The sequence below is a fragment of the Mucilaginibacter sp. genome, from assembly GCF_041663085.1.
In the GTDB taxonomy this organism is placed as follows: Bacteria; Bacteroidota; Bacteroidia; order Sphingobacteriales; family Sphingobacteriaceae; genus Mucilaginibacter.
In genome coordinates, this window is sequence record NZ_JBAZRC010000118.1 from 1 (window position 1) to 15,592 (window position 15,592).

Here is a 15,592-nt window from a genome sequence, read left to right on the forward strand (position 1 = left end):
CCAGATTGAGGCGGTAGATATTGTTACCGGCGATATCCACACTAAAGCTAAATTTGTTATTACCGATACCCGGATGCAGGTGCGCCTGGCAAAACCATTAGGCAAAGGCATTATTAAACTAAGCATCAGGTATCATTATACCATCCCCGGTAATTTTGGCGGCCGTACCGACTATGTGGATACCAAAAACGGCAAGATCTATGAGATAGCGCAGTTTTTCCCACGGGTATGTGTTTATGACGATAGCCGCGGCTGGGCAACAGCACCATTTTTAGGCAGTGGCGAGTTTTACTGCGAGTACGGCGATATCGATTATTCGGTAACCGTTCCATGGGATGTATTGGTTGCCGGCCCCGGCGACCTGCTAAACCCAAAAGAAGTACTAACGGCTAAGCAAATTGCAAGGTTAGAAGCGGCCCGCAACAGCGATAAAACCATCATGATCCGCACAGCGGCCGAAATTAATGATAAAGCATCGCGGCCTGTTAATAAAGGCACGCTTACCTGGCATTACAAAATGCTAAATACCCGCGATGTTGCTTTTGGCGCTTCCAGGGCATTTATCTGGGATGCCGCGAGGGTGAACCTGCCGGGCGGTAAAAAGTCCATGAGCATGTCGGTTTACCCTGTTGAGAGCCAGGGGAAAGATGGCTGGGATCGCTCTACCGAATACCTGAAGGGAGCAATCGAGCATTTCTCAGAAAAATGGTATCCATACCCATACCCTACTGCTATAAACGAAGCCGGTATTGCAGGCGGCATGGAGTATCCGGGAATTTTATTTGACGGGATGAACGATAAGGGCGGCGAGCTTTTTTATGTAACCGCGCACGAAATTGGCCACAACTGGTTCCCGATGATCGTAGGCAGCGATGAGCGCCGTTTTGCCTGGATGGATGAAGGTTTTAACACTTTTATAGATGTTTACGCGTCGGACGCATTCAACAAAGGCGAATACGCACCCAAACGAGACGGCGAATATGCCCCGGGCGGCGGTAATCCTGCTGATGAGATCATCGCGCATATTATCGACCCGAACTCGCCAACCATCATGACCCAGCCTGATGCCATCCCAGAGAAATATCGCCACCCGTTAACGTATTTTAAACCAGCTTTTGGTTTGATACTGCTGCGCGAGCAGATCTTAGGAAAAGACAGGTTTGATTATGCATTCCGTAATTACATCGCTAAATGGGCTTATAAACACCCGCAGCCTGATGACTTTTTCCGTTCGATGGAAAACGGCGCCGGCGAAGACCTGAGCTGGTTTTGGCGCGGCTGGTTCTATAACAACTACAAGCTGGATATAGCTCTGATAGATGCTAAATACGTTGACAAAGACCACAGCAAAGGCGTAAAACTAACCATCGCAAATAAAGAAATGATGGCTATGCCATTTACGGTAGAAGCAAAAATGAAAGATGGCAGCAAACAGCGCACCTATTTCCCGGTGGAAACCTGGCTGCAGAATAAAGTAACTACCTATACCCTGCCCACCACCCAGGATGTTGAAAGCGTAACTATCGATCCGGATAATGCGTTACCGGATGTGAACAGGAAAAATAATAGTAAGAAGCTGTAGAGACGCGATACTTCGCGTCTTAACCAGCCACGCGGGATTTGCATAAAGAAGATGCGAAGTATCGCGTCTCTACACACCTCCTTCAACCACGTCATTGCGAGGTACGAAGCAATCTCCCGATAGACAATTGCGCAGGCATGGCGTTTATACATAGTTCAGAGATTGCTTCATACCTCGCAATGACGCGCGGGGTTTAGCAAACGGGAATAAAGAGCAAAAAAACTAAGATTTCAATCTTACCAACTGCTGGTAAACCTTCTCAGTTGGTAAGCCCACCACATTGGTATATGAGCCATTGATACGCTCGATGCCGATAAGGCCTATGCGCTGCTGGATGCCGTATGAGCCGGCTTTATCCATAGGCTGATATTCCTCTACATAACTGCGGATCTCGTGATCGGTCAGCTTGCGGAAAAACACTTCGCTCCTGTCGTAAAATTTATTGTATTGGCCTTTGTAAAGCAGGCAAACGCCGGTGTAAACCTCGTGCATCCGGCCGGATAATCGTTGCAGCATCTCAACCGCGTGCTCTGATGATTCGGGTTTGCCTAAAATCAGGCCATCTATAGCAACTATGGTATCGGCTGTAAGCACTACCTCGTCGTTAACATCTTCATCAAAGGCTTCGGCTTTTTGGGTAGCAATGTAAAGTGCAATTTCCGCAGGTGTTAACCCATCAGGATATGATTCATCTACCTCTTTTAAAACCACACGGAAATCAATATCCATCAGCGTTAAAAGCTCCTGCCGCCGCGGTGATTTTGATGCAAGAATAATTGGTGGAAAAGCGATCATAGTTATGTGTTGATGGTTCATAGATTATGGTTCATGGTAGCTGCGGAAAATTATCATGGCGGTTACTATGAACACTCGGCCATGAACTATCAGCTAAAACCTACCAGCTATACGCCTCGGCATTCATCCATTTGCCCTGCACCTTCATTACCTTTTCAATAATATCGCGGGCGCAGCCTTTACCACCTGCAAAAGGCGATACATAGGCGCTAATGGCTTTTATTTCTTCGGCGGCATCTGCGGGGCAAACCGGCAGGCCAACCAGTTTCATTACAGACAGATCAGGGATATCATCGGCCATGTAAAGGATATTAGCCGGGTTAATGCTTTTCTCTTCTATGTAGATCTTAAACCTTTCAGATTTGGTATGTGCACCCAAATAAACATCATTAATACCCAAACTGTTTAAACGGAACAACGCGCTTTTTGACCGGCTGCCAGATATAGCTGCCACATGGTAACCGCATTTAACAGCCAGTTGCAGGGCGTAACCATCTTTAATATTAAAGGCACGGCTTTGCACACCGGTTTCGGTCACAAATATCGACCCATCGGTCAGCACGCCATCCACATCAAAAATAAACGTGGTTATATCTTTAAGCTTGGTTAAAAAAGATTCCATCTTGTTGGTTCATTAGCTCACTTGTTCATTAGTTCATTTGTGGTTGAACTGCCGACTGCAAACCGTTAACTGAAACTATTGATTATCTCTCCACTCGTACACCCAGGCTGATTGTATTTGCTCCAGGTGGCCTTCGTTTGATTCTTCGCGCGTGCCGGCAAAATTTGGCAGGCTAAGCACCCAGTCCAAAAGCTCGGTAAAACGGATGCGGTATATTTTCGATTCGCCAAAATCATCACCAAACTTTTCGTAAAGGCTCATGGCTATATCTTCGTAATCATTCCAATGTATGGGTAGGGCGAATTTATGGTCTATCATTTTCTGGTTGTGGGTAGTATTATCAAATTTAGCATTAATGGCCCATAAAGCCGGATTGATCTGGCAGGGTTACCTCTATATCGCCGTCAATTATAACGCACTGGCAGCCCAGGCGCGATGTGATGCGCGGGTTAACAGCCCTGTCAATAAAGTCCTCTTCCTTGTCAGATATCTCCTGGATGTTATCCATCCCTTTATTCACATAAATATGGCAGGTACTGCAACCGCAAACCCCGCCGCAGTTATGCTGCAGCTCAATGCCATTTTCCAGGCAAACGTCTAAAACAGATTCCCCTTCGGCAATAGGTAGTTCCACGCTTTCATGGTCCTTCTCCTCAAAGTTAATCTTTACTTTAAAAATATTCATTTTGGCAAAAGTAACAAAATTACTTATCCCCGTTGCCGCTGTTGTGGTTTTTGATAATATCCTGACTTAACCGTGTATATATCTCCTGCAAATCGGGCTGTTTGTTAAGCATTTGCAAATGCGCCTGCATTGTCAAATCATCGTTACGTACAGCGGGGCCGGTTTGTACATCGGCAGGGCGGTGGTCTTTTATTTTATCGGCGGTTTCGGCTATTAGCGGGCGCAGCATATCAAAACTCATATCGCTCCCGGCTAAAAGCTGTTCGCCTACGCTATACAGATGGTTGGTAAAATTACAGGCAAACACAGCGGCCAGGTGCAATACTTTACGCTGCGCGGAATTTACCCGGTAAACGTTGTTGCTGATATCACGGGCAAGGCCTTCCAGCATTTTGGTAATGGCTTCATCGGCTCCCTCAATGCAAAGCGGCACTTCCCTAAAGTTTACCTCTTTTGTTTTGCTAAAAGTTTGCAGCGGATAAAAGACCCCGGCATTATTTGTAAAATTCAACAATTGTTGCAGCTCTACAGCACCTGATGTATGCACTATTAGTTTATTGAAAGAAAACAGATGAGGGACAAATTCAGCTATAGCATCATCTTTTATGGCGAGTATAAACAGGTCGGTATCGCCGGTGATCTCCCGGGGGCTGTCTATAGCTTCTGCACCTACATGATAAGCCAACAAGGCGGCGTTATGCATATTACGGCTATACACCTGCACAATACGGTGACCGGCATTTTTAAATGCCGCCGATAAATGTGTGGCAACGTTGCCCGAGCCGATGATAGTTATACGCATTTTTGGAATATCCTTTACAGCACAAACTTAAATATTTCTGCTATTTTTATTCCTTAAAATCAATAACCCTAATTGATATGAAATTTTTGAAGAACATGCTTTGGCTTGTTGTGGTGCTTTTAATTTTAGGTGCAGTTGCTGCATATATTATTTATGACCATTACAACACCGAAAAGAAAGAACTCACCTACGAGCTCCGCAAAAACACAAACGGCAGCTATATTGAATTAAGCGGCGGGGTTACCCATTACGAACTGGATGGCCCCGATACCGGCAAAGTAGTAGTACTGCTGCACGGCTTTAGTGTACCTTATTACATCTGGAACGGCACTTATGAATACCTTGCCGAGCATGGTTTCCGCGTGTTGCGGTACGACCAGTTTGGCCGAGGCTACTCTGACAGACCAAACGTGGCTTACGATAAGCAACTTTATTTTGATCAGTTAAAAGAATTAATAGAAAAGCTAAATCTAAAACAACCTGTAAGCCTGATGGGTGTATCATTTGGCGGTATGCTGGCAACCGATTTTACGGTGGCTAACCCCAACCTGGTAAATAAGGTTGTGCTGATTGATCCTGTTTACGCAGCAACAACGTCAAAAACGCCCCAGTTTATTGCCGAATATATCGAAGCGATACACTCCGAAGAGCGCGCGCTTGGCCAGATGAGCGATTTTAAATATCCCGATAAATACCCAAACTGGGTTGAACAATACCGGCCGCAAATGGAGTATAAGGGTTTCAGGCATGCACTTGTTTCAACAAATTATAATTACCGGGCAACATACAACGGCCGCCAAACTAACACCGCACTTAATAATTTGCACAAACCGGTATTGCTGGTTTGGGGTAAAGATGATAAGACCCTGCCAATTAGCTACAGCGACTCCATACGCAGCGTGTTAAAAGCCGAGTTTTTACCGGTAGATGATGCGGCGCACCTGCCCTATCTTGAACAGGCTGATATTGTTAACCCCGCTTTGGTAACATTTTTGAGGAAATAGTGTCTATATGATAAACAAACACTAAATCCCTTACTATGGATACTTCACTCATCACTACAAGCACCGGCTTAGACGGTTACAAGGTTGTTAAACACTTAGGCGTGGTACGCGGTATTACAGTCCGCAGCCGCAGCGTTGTGGGTAATTTTGCCGGCGGCATTCAATCGCTTTTTGGCGGCAGGCTTTCTGTTTATGTAGAACTTTGCGAAAACGCCCGCGAAGAAGCCTATCATTTATTGATACAACACGCGCAGGCATTGGGTGCAAATGCCATCATCGGTATGCGTTACGATGCCAACGAAGTAATGCAGGGCATTACCGAGGTATTAGCTTACGGTACTGCTGTTGTGGTTGAGAAGGTAGCTGAATAAGCTTTCCCCATAGTAATATCACACAATTTATATTTCACGCAAAGACGCAGAGGCGCAAAGAAGAATTGTCATGGTGAGCCTGCCGAACCATTTACCAAGCGTAAAGTCTTCGACAGGCTCAGACTGACAACTGCGTCTTTGCGTGATAAAAACAGATATGCATCTCATTGGTAATAATCCCTTTGCATGCAACCCTCTTTTTTTGCCGTTGTTGGTGTTGTCACCAACAACATTTAGGACAGTTTTGAAATTGCAAAGCCTTAATGCATGGCGGCTTGTTGGTGACAACACCAACAAGGGCGAAATAATACTTTTATTTGTCATGGTGAGCTTGTCGAACCATTTACCAAGCGTAAAGTCTTCGACAGGCTCAGACTGACAAAAACCTTTCTCGTGTCGTTCCACCCCTAAAATAAACTACTATCTTTGCTTCAAATTATAGCATCCTATGCAAGTAATAAAGCAATATATAGAAGATAACAAGCAACGCTTGCTTGACGAATTATTTGAACTGCTGCGCTTCCCCTCTGTTAGCGCCGACCCAAAATACGCGCCCGATGTTTTAAACGCTGCCGACTACGTAGCCAAAAAACTGACCGATGCCGGTGCCGATAACGTAGAAGTTTGTAAAACCGCTGGCTACCCTATTGTCTACGGCGAAAAGATCATCGACGCATCCCTGCCAACTGTATTGGTTTACGGCCATTACGACGTACAACCACCCGACCCATTAGAGCTTTGGAAAACCCCGCCTTTTGAGCCGACCGTACGCGATGGTAAAATTTATGCCCGAGGTGCCTGCGATGATAAAGGTCAGTTTTATATGCATGTAAAAGCTTTTGAGCTGATGATGCAAACCAACACCCTGCCCTGCAATATCAAATTTATGATAGAGGGCGAGGAAGAAGTAGGCTCAAACAACCTGGGCATATTTGTAAAAGCAAATAAAGAACGCCTGAAGGCTGATGTAGTATTGATATCTGACACCTCGATGATCAGCATGGAGAACCCATCGCTGGAAACCGGCCTGCGTGGCTTATCATACCTGGAAGTGGAGGTAACCGGCCCTAACCGCGACCTGCACTCGGGTGTTTATGGTGGCGCCGTAGCCAACCCGGCAACCATCCTGGCCAAAATGATAGCATCCCTGCATGATGATGACAACCACATCACCATCCCTGGGTTTTATGATGATGTTACCGAACTTACTGCTGCCGAACGCGCGGAACTAAACGCGGCACCATACAACGAAGAAGAATACAAGAAAGACCTGGATATTGCCGAAACATGGGGCGAAAAAGGTTACACCACTTTTGAGCGTACCGGCACCCGCCCTACCCTTGAGGTGAACGGCATTTGGGGCGGTTACATTGGCGAAGGCGCTAAAACCGTGCTGCCATCAAAAGCAAATGCCAAAATTTCGATGCGTTTGGTACCGAACCAAACATCTGAGGCAATTACCAAACTGTTTACAGATCATTTCCTGAAGATAGCGCCGCCTTATGTTAAAGTAAAAGTTACCCCACACCATGGTGGTGAGCCTGTTGTTACCCCAACCGATAGCGTTGCTTACCGCGCGGCACAAAAAGCCATTGCCGAAGCATTTGGCAAGCAGCCTATCCCAACCCGTGGCGGTGGCAGCATCCCAATCGTAGCTTTATTTGAAGCGGAACTTGGCCTTAAAACCGTGCTTATGGGCTTTGGGCTCGACAGCGATGCCCTGCATTCTCCAAACGAGAAATACGACATTTTCAATTACTACAAGGGGATAGAAACCATCCCATTGTTCCATAAATATTTTGCGGAATTGAGTAAGTAACACCTTAACTCCCCGCCGCGTCATTGCGAGGAACGAAGCAATCTCAAGACTATGTATAGCCGATATGCTTATCGGGAGATTGCTTCGTTCCTCGCAATGACGCTTTTTTGTTAGATTAAATTGTAAACTTCTCACAGCCCTTCAAAAACGCTTCATCCGCATCTGCACCTATGCCGGGTTCGTTGCTGATGTTTAGCTTATAGCCCTCGTAGGTTACACCGCCAACGCAGGGATCAACCAGGTGGCCCAACATGCAGGTATCCATATCATAAAAATGAATATTGGGGCTGGCATAAACAAAATGCAGTTTACTGCTTAGGGCAATGCGGCTTTCCAGCATACCGCCCATCATGCAGGGGATGCCACGTTCTGCTGCTGTATCATGGATCTTTTTAGCCTCCAGTATTCCGCCCGATTTGGCCATTTTGATGTTGATATAATGGCACGAACCACTTTCTATCTGCATCCGTGCATCGTGGTGGTTATATACGCTTTCATCAGCCATAATTTTTACCGGCGATAGCTTCATCAGTTCGGGCAGGCGGTCGTTATACCAGGTGCGCATGGGCTGCTCGCAAAATTCAATATCATACTGGCCTATCGCCTGCAGGGCAAAAACGGCTTCGTCAAAGCTCCAGCCCTGGTTGGCATCTACCCTAATATTCATTTCGGGGCCAACCGCCTCACGGATCTGTTTAATGCGTTCTACATCCGTTTCGGCACCTTTGCCAAGCTTTACCTTTAAAATGTTGGCACCGGTTCTTTTAAAAGCCACACCTTTCATGGCCATTTGCTTCGGTGCGCCTATCCCAATGGTGATATCGCTTTCAACAACCCGCTTTTTGCCACGTAAAAACTTGTATAACGGCAGGCCTGCATGCTTTGCGGATATATCATACAAGGCCATATCAAAAGCGCTTTTAATGGTAGTATTGCCAGCAACCGCATCATGCAGTTGCTGCATCCGGGCGGGGATATCCAGCACATCCTGCCCTTTCCAAAGCTTAGCGAAATCTTTCGCCATAGCGAGGCAGGTGTCCTGTGTTTCGCCGACGATCATCGGGAAGGCCGAGCATTCGCCCACGCCATAAAAGCCTTTATCGGTATGGATGCGGATAAACACATTCTGCGCATGGTCCATAGTACCGGTGGCTATGGTAAATGGCTCCATGGGAATGCTGAAACGGTAGATATCTACGGCGGTGATTTTATTTGTCATAAATATTAGTTATCAAAAATGATATTTATCTTTAGTCAGCCTAATTTAAACTAAATGTCATACACTCACCCTAATTATATTAAAGCGTCAAATATAACTTTGGCCTCAATACTTATTGGTGCTGTCGCTATATTTTTCAATCATAATAAATTAATAAGTACGCATAATATTGGAGCTGCAATTTTCATGCTCATTATGCTATTGCTTCTTGCATTTTTAATAAGAATGGGATATGCATGGATGAAATACTTTTTATTAGTAATAACATTACTTGGCACGCTTGCTGTACTTAAGCATGTTCCAGATCTAATCAACAACACTTTGGCAGGGATAGTTGAGATTATTCAAACACTTTTGCAAATCTGGATTGTTATTTTACTTTTCCAGGTGCCAAAACAAACCATCACCGATAATCGATCCGAATCACAATAGCACTTTGCACTTTAACACATTTACCCTATATTTGCGTTAGTACTTCGTACTCATTCATTTCGGTTCTCCGGTTTCTGCCTTCTGTTCTAAGAAACTGTCCATGCGCCGAAAAACACCTTCAAGACAATTTATTTAATTAAAAATATACATGGCATTAACAAATTTGCCTGGTCCGTTTGATTATAACTCAACCAGGAATAAACTTTTATTAACTGAATACGGCCGTAACGTGCAAAATATGGTGAAATACATCGTAGCGTTACCAACTAAAGAAGAGCGCAACAAATACGCACAGGTGGTTATAGACCTGATGGGCTTTTTGAACCCGCACCTGCGCGATGTGGCCGATTTTAAACACAAGCTTTGGGATCACCTGCATATCATATCCGATTTTCAGTTGGATGTTGATTCGCCTTACCCAAAACCAAGCCCCGAGGCTATTCATCTGAAACCCGAACCGCTTAAATATCCGCATCAGCGTATCAAATACAAGCACTACGGTAAAACCATAGAAATGATGATAGAGAAGGCCAAAAGCATTGAAGAGCCCGATCGCAGGCGCCACATGGTGCAGGCTATTGCCAACTTCATGAAAATGGCTTACGTGCAATGGAACAAAGATTCTGTTGCCGACGAGATTATCCTGTCAGATCTTTACGCCTTATCGGGCGGCGTTTTAAAACTGGAAGAGAACGTAAACCTTAACCGTGTTGAATTCCGCGCCAACCCTTACAATAATAACCAAAACAATAACAACAGCCGCGGGCGTACCAATAACCAAAACAACCGCGGTGGCGGTGGTGGGGGCGGCCGTACCAACAACAATAACCCGCGTAATAACAATAACCAAAACAACCGTAACCGTAACACGGGAGGCGCAAAAAAATATTAATTGATTTTTAGCTAATGGCCTATATAATGGCAGGGATGTTGTAACCGCATATGCGATTATTTTATAATCTTTGCCACACGATAAACTATAGCATCAACCATAAAAAATAAATGAAAAACGCATTCGAAATACAGGGCGGTAAAAAACTTAAGGGCGAAATAACCCCTCAGGGCGCAAAAAACGAAGCATTACAAATTATATCGGCCGTATTACTTACCGACCAGAAAATGACCATTAGCAACATACCTGATATACAGGATGTTAACAAACTGATAGAATTGCTGGGCGATATGGGTGTTGAGGTGAACCGCATATCGCGCGATACCTGCACTTTTGAGGCTAAAGAAATTGACCAGGATTTTTTCAATTCTGAAGCATTTAAAACCAAAGGCGGCGGCCTGCGCGGCTCTATCATGATACTGGGACCGCTTTTGGCGCGTTTTGGCAAAGCATCTATCCCGAAACCGGGTGGTGACAAAATTGGACGTCGCAGGTTAGATACTCACTTTTTAGGGTTCGAAAAATTAGGTGCGCGTTTTGACTTTAACCCCGATAACGGTTTTTACAATGTAGATGCCTCAAACCTGAAAGGCACTTACATACTTTTGGATGAAGCATCGGTGACCGGTACGGCCAACATTGTGATGGCAGCTGTGCTGGCAAAAGGTACCACCACCATTTACAACGCTGCCTGCGAGCCTTACCTGCAGCAACTTTGTAAAATGCTTAACCGCATGGGCGCTAAAATCAGCGGCATTGCATCAAACCTGTTAACTATTGAGGGCGTAAGCCAATTGGGCGGCACCGAGCACCGTATGCTGCCGGATATGATAGAGATTGGATCGTTCATAGGCCTTGCCGCCATGACCGGGTCTGAGATCACCATTAAAGATGTACACTACGACGAATTGGGCATGATACCCGATGTATTTAAACGCCTGGGTATTAAACTTGAACGCCGCGGTGATGATATTTACATCCCATCGCAAGACCATTACGAGATAGATACCTTTATTGATGGCTCGTTACTAACCGTTGCCGATTCGCCATGGCCAGGCTTTACTCCCGACTTATTGAGCATTGTGCTGGTAGTAGCTACACAGGCAAAAGGATCTGTACTGATCCATCAGAAGATGTTTGAGAGCCGTTTATTCTTTGTGGATAAATTGCTGGATATGGGTGCCAATATCATCCTGTGCGATCCGCACCGTGCTACCGTTATCGGTTTAGATAAAATGGTACAGTTACGCGGTATCTCTATGACCTCGCCGGATATCCGTGCAGGGGTATCATTGCTTATCGCTGCATTATCGGCACAGGGGCAATCTACCATCTACCATATCGAACAAATAGAAAGGGGCTACCAAAATATTGATGAGCGCCTAAAAGCACTTGGAGCCGATATAAAGAGAGTGTAACTCCTTTTTTAGACGAAGACTAAGGATTAAGGACAAAGGATAGGAATTACAAACTCCCTCATCTTTTGTCCTTTGTATTTTTATCTTTATCTATCTGCCCTTTGTCTTTTCATCATTTCTCCAATTTTACTACCTTTAGCAAAACCATCCTAAATTCGTCAATGCCTTATAAAAACCGGAGGTCATCGTATTCAACCTTTATACTGATCTTTGTTGCATTAAAAATAGTGCTCAACCTGTTTGCCATCAGCAATTTTGGCTTTCACCGCGATGAATTATTACACCTCGTTTTAGGTGATCACCTGGATTGGGGGTATAAAGAAGTACCACCTTTTATTGCCCTATTGGCAAAAATAACACTTAACGTTTTTGGCGATTCTGTTTTTGCAGCGCGTATATTCAGCACCATTGCCAGCGGCTTTATTGTTTGGCTTACCGGCCAAATAACCGCCGAACTTGGCGGGCGCAGGTTTGCCATCACCCTGGCGTGTTTGGCACTCATCTTTGCGCCGGCCTTTGCTGCCAGCGGGTATCTTTTTCAACCCGTGGTATTCGATCAGCTTTGGTGGGTAGTTACCGTTTGGCTATTCATTAAATACTTAAATACCGCTACCGTAAAATACCTATACTGGCTTGGTGTTGCTGTTGGTATAGGCATGCTTACCAAATATACCATGGCGTTCTTTACAGCATCGCTTATTATCGGTATTTTAATAAGCCGAGAACGCAAGTTGTTGTTCAATAAGCATGTGGTTTACTCGGCCTTGTTAGCTATACTTATATTTCTGCCTAATATTATCTGGCAGTTTGCGCACCATTTGCCGGTTATCCACCACATGAAAGAACTGCGTGAAACCCAACTGGACTACATCCACCCGTCAGATTTTATTAAACAGCAACTTTTAGTTAACGGCCCGGCGCTTTTTGTGTGGCTTGCAGGTTTTATCAGTTTGCTGTTCTCATTCAGGTTGCGCAGGTTCAGGTTTATGGCTATTGCTTATGTGCTTATATTTTTGTTTTTGCTGCAGATGAACGGTAAAATTTACTACCTGTTCGGCGCCTACCCCATGCTGTTTGCCGCGGGTGGTTTTACTTTCGAGCGGATATTGAACCGCAAGGCCTACATTCTACGTACAGCTGCCGTACTATTATTTGTTGTACCCAATATATTACTGTTGCCCCTGGTGTTGCCTATACTATCGCTAAACAGTACCACGGCCTTTATTAAGCATACTACAGAACGTTATACCTTTCTACAATTTTTAGTTACCTGGGAAGATCAAAAACAACACCCGCTTACACAGGACTACGCTGACATGCTTGGCTGGGACGAAATGGCAAAAAAAGTTGGCGAAACCTATCACGCGTTAACGCCCGAACAACAGAAGCATACACAAGTATATGCCGATAACTATGGCGAGGCCGGTGCCCTGCATCATTACCGCAATAAATATAAAATACCCGATGTATCGTCCCTCAACAGCAGTTTCCAGCTCTGGGCAGCCGATAGTTTGAGCGCTCATTATATTATTTATGTGGATGATGATGATAACGTGGAACGCAGGCTTAGCCCTATGCTGGAAAGTTACCGCAAAACCGGCGAAGTATTAACCCCCATGGCCCGCGAAAAAGGTACAAGAATCTACCTGCTTACCAATCCATCGCCAAAGCTAAATGAGGTTTATAAAGCTGAATTGGCGAAAAAGCGATTGCAGTAAGGTCTTCGACAAGCTCGGACTAACGCATTGAGAATGTTATGGGAAACCTGTTGAACCATAACCACTTTTACGGGTCTTCGACAAGCTCAGACTGACATACAACAAACTCAGGGTAACAAAATAAAACAATTACATCGATTTTTTATTTTACATCAGAAAACTCAAAACATGCGCGGCGTAAAAACAATCCTCTTCCTCACCATATCAAACATGTTCATGACCTTTGCCTGGTACGGTCACCTTAAATTTAAGGAGTACGACTGGGGCAAAAACCTTGGGCTATTCTCCATTATCCTCATCAGCTGGGGACTGGCATTTTTTGAATACCTGTTTCAGGTGCCGGCAAACCGTGCGGGCTTTAAAGCCGATGGCGGCCCATTTACACTTGTACAGCTAAAAACCATACAGGAAGCTATTACGCTAACCCTGTTTATGGTGTTTACCATTGTATTCTTTAAAACCGAAAAGCTTGGCTGGAACCACCTGGTGGGTTTTGGGCTGATCGTACTGGCGGTATTTGTGATATTTAAGAAGTGGTGATGGCCGCTTCTTCCACTACGTCATTGCGAGCGTAGCGTGGCAATCCTCGACATGCTTATTGCCTACTTTTCTATCGAAGATTGCTTCGTACCTCGCAATGACGCGCGGGGAGGTTACAAACAAAAAGAGACGCGATGTATCGCGTCTCTACAAGAATCATTTATTAATTTGTCTTTATCTCACTAAGCCGATATCGCGTTGATGATATCGTACTGAGTGATGATCTCGATCTTACCGTTATCATCCTCTACCAGCACAGCGATGTTATCCTTATTGATCATACCCGAGATCTTATCGATTGAGGTATTCAGATCCACAAAGGGGAACGGTGCCGTAGAGATGTTTTTTACCGGTTGTGATTTGATGCCCGGGTTCTCTATCAGCGAATCCAGGATGTCACTTTCGGTTATTTTGCCAATTACCATACCTTTTTGGGTAACCGGGATCTGGCTGATGTTTAACGACTTGATAGTATTAATAGCTTCCAGAACGGTTTTCTCGCAGTCAATGGTAACAATCTCCTGATTTTCTTTTTTGCTGATGATGTCGCGGGCTGTCAATTTACCATCTTTCAGGAAACCACGGTCGCGCAGCCAATCGTCGTTATACATTTTGCCCAGGTAGCGGGTACCATGGTCGGGGAATATGATAACAACCACATCGTCTTTTTTAAACCTATCCTTCATTTGCAGCAAACCTGCCACAGCAGATCCTGTTGAGTTACCGGCGAAGATACCTTCCTTACGGGCAATCTCGCGGGTCATAAGGGCTGCATCTTTATCGCTTACTTTTTCAAAGTGGTCTATCAGGCTAAAATCAACATTCTGTGGTAAAAAGTCTTCACCAATACCTTCGGTGATGTACGGGTAGATCTCGTTCTTATCAAACTCGCCGGTTTCCTTGTATTTTTTAAATACCGAGCCATAAGTATCAATACCCAACACCTGTATGGCAGGGTTCTTTTCTTTTAAGAAACGCGCAGTACCTGATATGGTACCGCCCGTGCCTACCCCTACAATAATATGCGTAACCTTACCTTCTGTTTGTTCCCAAATTTCGGGGCCGGTTTGCTCATAGTGCGCCTGCGAGTTGCTCAGGTTATCATACTGGTTAGGTTTCCATGAATTAGGCACCTCACGCTCTAAACGCGAAGATACCGAGTAATAGGAACGTGGATCCTCAGGCTCTACATTGGTGGGGCAAACAATTACCTCGGCGCCAAAAGCGCGCAGGGCATCAAATTTTTCTTTCGATTGCTTGTCGGTACTGGTAAAAATACACTTGTAGCCTTTTATAACAGCCGCTATAGCCAAACCCATACCGGTATTGCCAGATGTACCTTCAATGATTGTACCGCCCGGTTTAAGCTTACCGCTTTTCTCGGCATCCTCAATCATTTTAAGGGCCATACGGTCCTTAATAGAGTTGCCGGGGTTGGTAGTTTCTATTTTAGCCAAAACTGTAGCAGGGATGTCCTTAGCTATCTTATTCAGTTTAACCAGGGGCGTATTGCCTATGGTTTCAAGTATATTATTGTACCACATATGTTATTGTCTACCTATCCTGTGTACTTAATTGGATAGCGGTCAAAATTAGCAAATATTGGTGAATTGTGAGTAGTTGATTAGGTGGGTAGTTACTTTTGGGTAACAAACAGATTGAAAACCACTCACCACTCGGTCAACTAATCACA

General features: G+C 44.8%; 17 protein-coding genes. 9 read left to right on the plus strand and 8 right to left on the minus strand.

The window, feature by feature from the left end:
* Positions 1-1,582: M1 family metallopeptidase (locus WC615_RS17740; RefSeq protein ID WP_372979412.1), on the plus strand; the 1,582-nt coding region annotated here is incomplete at its 5' end.
* A gap of 222 nt (positions 1,583-1,804) precedes the next feature.
* Here WC615_RS17740 and WC615_RS17745 read toward each other — a convergent pair.
* From WC615_RS17745 to WC615_RS17765, 5 genes are all read right to left on the minus strand, one after another.
* Positions 1,805-2,377, minus strand: a complete 573-nt coding sequence (locus tag WC615_RS17745; RefSeq protein ID WP_372979413.1) for a nucleoside triphosphate pyrophosphatase — start codon at positions 2,375-2,377, stop codon at positions 1,805-1,807.
* Positions 2,378-2,477: 100 nt separating this feature from the next.
* The gene (locus WC615_RS17750) at positions 2,478-2,999 is read right to left on the minus strand and encodes a KdsC family phosphatase (RefSeq protein ID WP_372979414.1); all 522 of its coding nucleotides are present in this window, start codon (positions 2,997-2,999) and stop codon (positions 2,478-2,480) included.
* A gap of 75 nt (positions 3,000-3,074) precedes the next feature.
* Positions 3,075-3,317, minus strand: a complete 243-nt coding sequence (iscX, locus tag WC615_RS17755) for a Fe-S cluster assembly protein IscX (protein ID WP_372979415.1) — start codon at positions 3,315-3,317, stop codon at positions 3,075-3,077.
* A gap of 34 nt (positions 3,318-3,351) precedes the next feature.
* Positions 3,352-3,684 carry a 2Fe-2S iron-sulfur cluster-binding protein gene (locus tag WC615_RS17760; RefSeq protein WP_067057979.1) on the minus strand — a complete coding sequence of 111 codons (333 nt, stop codon included), beginning with the start codon at positions 3,682-3,684 and terminating at the stop codon, positions 3,352-3,354.
* Positions 3,685-3,703: 19 nt separating this feature from the next.
* Positions 3,704-4,486 carry a Rossmann-like and DUF2520 domain-containing protein gene (locus tag WC615_RS17765; protein WP_372979416.1) on the minus strand — a complete coding sequence of 261 codons (783 nt, stop codon included), beginning with the start codon at positions 4,484-4,486 and terminating at the stop codon, positions 3,704-3,706.
* A 77-nt stretch (positions 4,487-4,563) separates the two neighbouring features.
* Between WC615_RS17765 and WC615_RS17770 the strand changes: the two genes are divergently transcribed.
* Together WC615_RS17770 and WC615_RS17775 are read left to right on the plus strand one after the other, a co-directional pair.
* A complete protein-coding gene (locus WC615_RS17770; RefSeq protein ID WP_372979417.1) occupies positions 4,564-5,490 on the plus strand; it encodes an alpha/beta fold hydrolase in 927 nt (308 codons plus the stop codon).
* A 35-nt stretch (positions 5,491-5,525) separates the two neighbouring features.
* Positions 5,526-5,861: a YbjQ family protein gene (locus tag WC615_RS17775; RefSeq protein WP_372979418.1), complete on the plus strand. Its 336-nt coding sequence runs from the start codon at positions 5,526-5,528 to the stop codon at positions 5,859-5,861.
* A 27-nt stretch (positions 5,862-5,888) separates the two neighbouring features.
* Here WC615_RS17775 and WC615_RS17780 read toward each other — a convergent pair whose 3' ends face one another.
* Positions 5,889-6,266, minus strand: coding sequence for a hypothetical protein (locus WC615_RS17780; protein WP_372979419.1), 378 nt, complete (start codon positions 6,264-6,266; stop codon positions 5,889-5,891).
* Between the two features lie 43 nt (positions 6,267-6,309).
* On the opposite strand from WC615_RS17780, the gene WC615_RS17785 reads away from it, so the two are divergent.
* Positions 6,310-7,680, plus strand: a complete 1,371-nt coding sequence (locus WC615_RS17785) for a dipeptidase (protein ID WP_372979420.1) — start codon at positions 6,310-6,312, stop codon at positions 7,678-7,680.
* Between the two features lie 115 nt (positions 7,681-7,795).
* On the opposite strand, the gene WC615_RS17790 is transcribed toward WC615_RS17785, so the two are convergent.
* Positions 7,796-8,899: a mandelate racemase/muconate lactonizing enzyme family protein gene (locus WC615_RS17790; protein ID WP_372979421.1), complete on the minus strand. Its 1,104-nt coding sequence runs from the start codon at positions 8,897-8,899 to the stop codon at positions 7,796-7,798.
* A 54-nt stretch (positions 8,900-8,953) separates the two neighbouring features.
* Between WC615_RS17790 and WC615_RS17795 the strand changes: the two genes are divergently transcribed.
* From WC615_RS17795 to WC615_RS17815, 5 genes are all read left to right on the plus strand, one after another.
* Positions 8,954-9,331, plus strand: a complete 378-nt coding sequence (locus WC615_RS17795) for a hypothetical protein (protein ID WP_372979422.1) — start codon at positions 8,954-8,956, stop codon at positions 9,329-9,331.
* A gap of 148 nt (positions 9,332-9,479) precedes the next feature.
* A complete protein-coding gene (locus WC615_RS17800) occupies positions 9,480-10,223 on the plus strand; it encodes a DUF4290 domain-containing protein (RefSeq protein ID WP_372979423.1) in 744 nt (247 codons plus the stop codon).
* A gap of 110 nt (positions 10,224-10,333) precedes the next feature.
* Positions 10,334-11,641: a UDP-N-acetylglucosamine 1-carboxyvinyltransferase gene (murA, locus tag WC615_RS17805; protein ID WP_372979424.1), complete on the plus strand. Its 1,308-nt coding sequence runs from the start codon at positions 10,334-10,336 to the stop codon at positions 11,639-11,641.
* Positions 11,642-11,742: 101 nt separating this feature from the next.
* Entirely contained in the window at positions 11,743-13,359 is a 1,617-nt protein-coding gene (locus WC615_RS17810) for an ArnT family glycosyltransferase (protein WP_372979425.1), read from the plus strand.
* 168 nt (positions 13,360-13,527) lie between these two features.
* Positions 13,528-13,899, plus strand: coding sequence for a DMT family protein (locus WC615_RS17815; RefSeq protein WP_191176247.1), 372 nt, complete (start codon positions 13,528-13,530; stop codon positions 13,897-13,899).
* 182 nt (positions 13,900-14,081) lie between these two features.
* Here the strand turns inward: WC615_RS17815 and WC615_RS17820 are convergent, their stop codons facing one another.
* Positions 14,082-15,443 carry a pyridoxal-phosphate dependent enzyme gene (locus tag WC615_RS17820; RefSeq protein ID WP_372979426.1) on the minus strand — a complete coding sequence of 454 codons (1,362 nt, stop codon included), beginning with the start codon at positions 15,441-15,443 and terminating at the stop codon, positions 14,082-14,084.
* Positions 15,444-15,592: the final 149 nt, after the last annotated feature.

What these genes read in the sequence shown, in the direction of transcription:
- WC615_RS17745 (WP_372979413.1), bottom strand. Translation starts at nt 2,377, where the DNA reads ATGATCGCTTTTCCACCAATTATTCTTGCATCAAAATCACCGCGGCGG.
- WC615_RS17750 (WP_372979414.1), bottom strand. Translation starts at nt 2,999, where the DNA reads ATGGAATCTTTTTTAACCAAGCTTAAAGATATAACCACGTTTATTTTT.
- iscX (WP_372979415.1), bottom strand. Translation starts at nt 3,317, where the DNA reads ATGATAGACCATAAATTCGCCCTACCCATACATTGGAATGATTACGAA.
- WC615_RS17760 (WP_067057979.1), bottom strand. Translation starts at nt 3,684, where the DNA reads ATGAATATTTTTAAAGTAAAGATTAACTTTGAGGAGAAGGACCATGAA.
- WC615_RS17765 (WP_372979416.1), bottom strand. Translation starts at nt 4,486, where the DNA reads ATGCGTATAACTATCATCGGCTCGGGCAACGTTGCCACACATTTATCG.
- WC615_RS17770 (WP_372979417.1), top strand. Translation starts at nt 4,564, where the DNA reads ATGAAATTTTTGAAGAACATGCTTTGGCTTGTTGTGGTGCTTTTAATT.
- WC615_RS17775 (WP_372979418.1), top strand. Translation starts at nt 5,526, where the DNA reads ATGGATACTTCACTCATCACTACAAGCACCGGCTTAGACGGTTACAAG.
- WC615_RS17785 (WP_372979420.1), top strand. Translation starts at nt 6,310, where the DNA reads ATGCAAGTAATAAAGCAATATATAGAAGATAACAAGCAACGCTTGCTT.
- WC615_RS17790 (WP_372979421.1), bottom strand. Translation starts at nt 8,899, where the DNA reads ATGACAAATAAAATCACCGCCGTAGATATCTACCGTTTCAGCATTCCC.
- WC615_RS17795 (WP_372979422.1), top strand. Translation starts at nt 8,954, where the DNA reads ATGTCATACACTCACCCTAATTATATTAAAGCGTCAAATATAACTTTG.
- WC615_RS17800 (WP_372979423.1), top strand. Translation starts at nt 9,480, where the DNA reads ATGGCATTAACAAATTTGCCTGGTCCGTTTGATTATAACTCAACCAGG.
- murA (WP_372979424.1), top strand. Translation starts at nt 10,334, where the DNA reads ATGAAAAACGCATTCGAAATACAGGGCGGTAAAAAACTTAAGGGCGAA.
- WC615_RS17815 (WP_191176247.1), top strand. Translation starts at nt 13,528, where the DNA reads ATGCGCGGCGTAAAAACAATCCTCTTCCTCACCATATCAAACATGTTC.
- WC615_RS17820 (WP_372979426.1), bottom strand. Translation starts at nt 15,443, where the DNA reads ATGTGGTACAATAATATACTTGAAACCATAGGCAATACGCCCCTGGTT.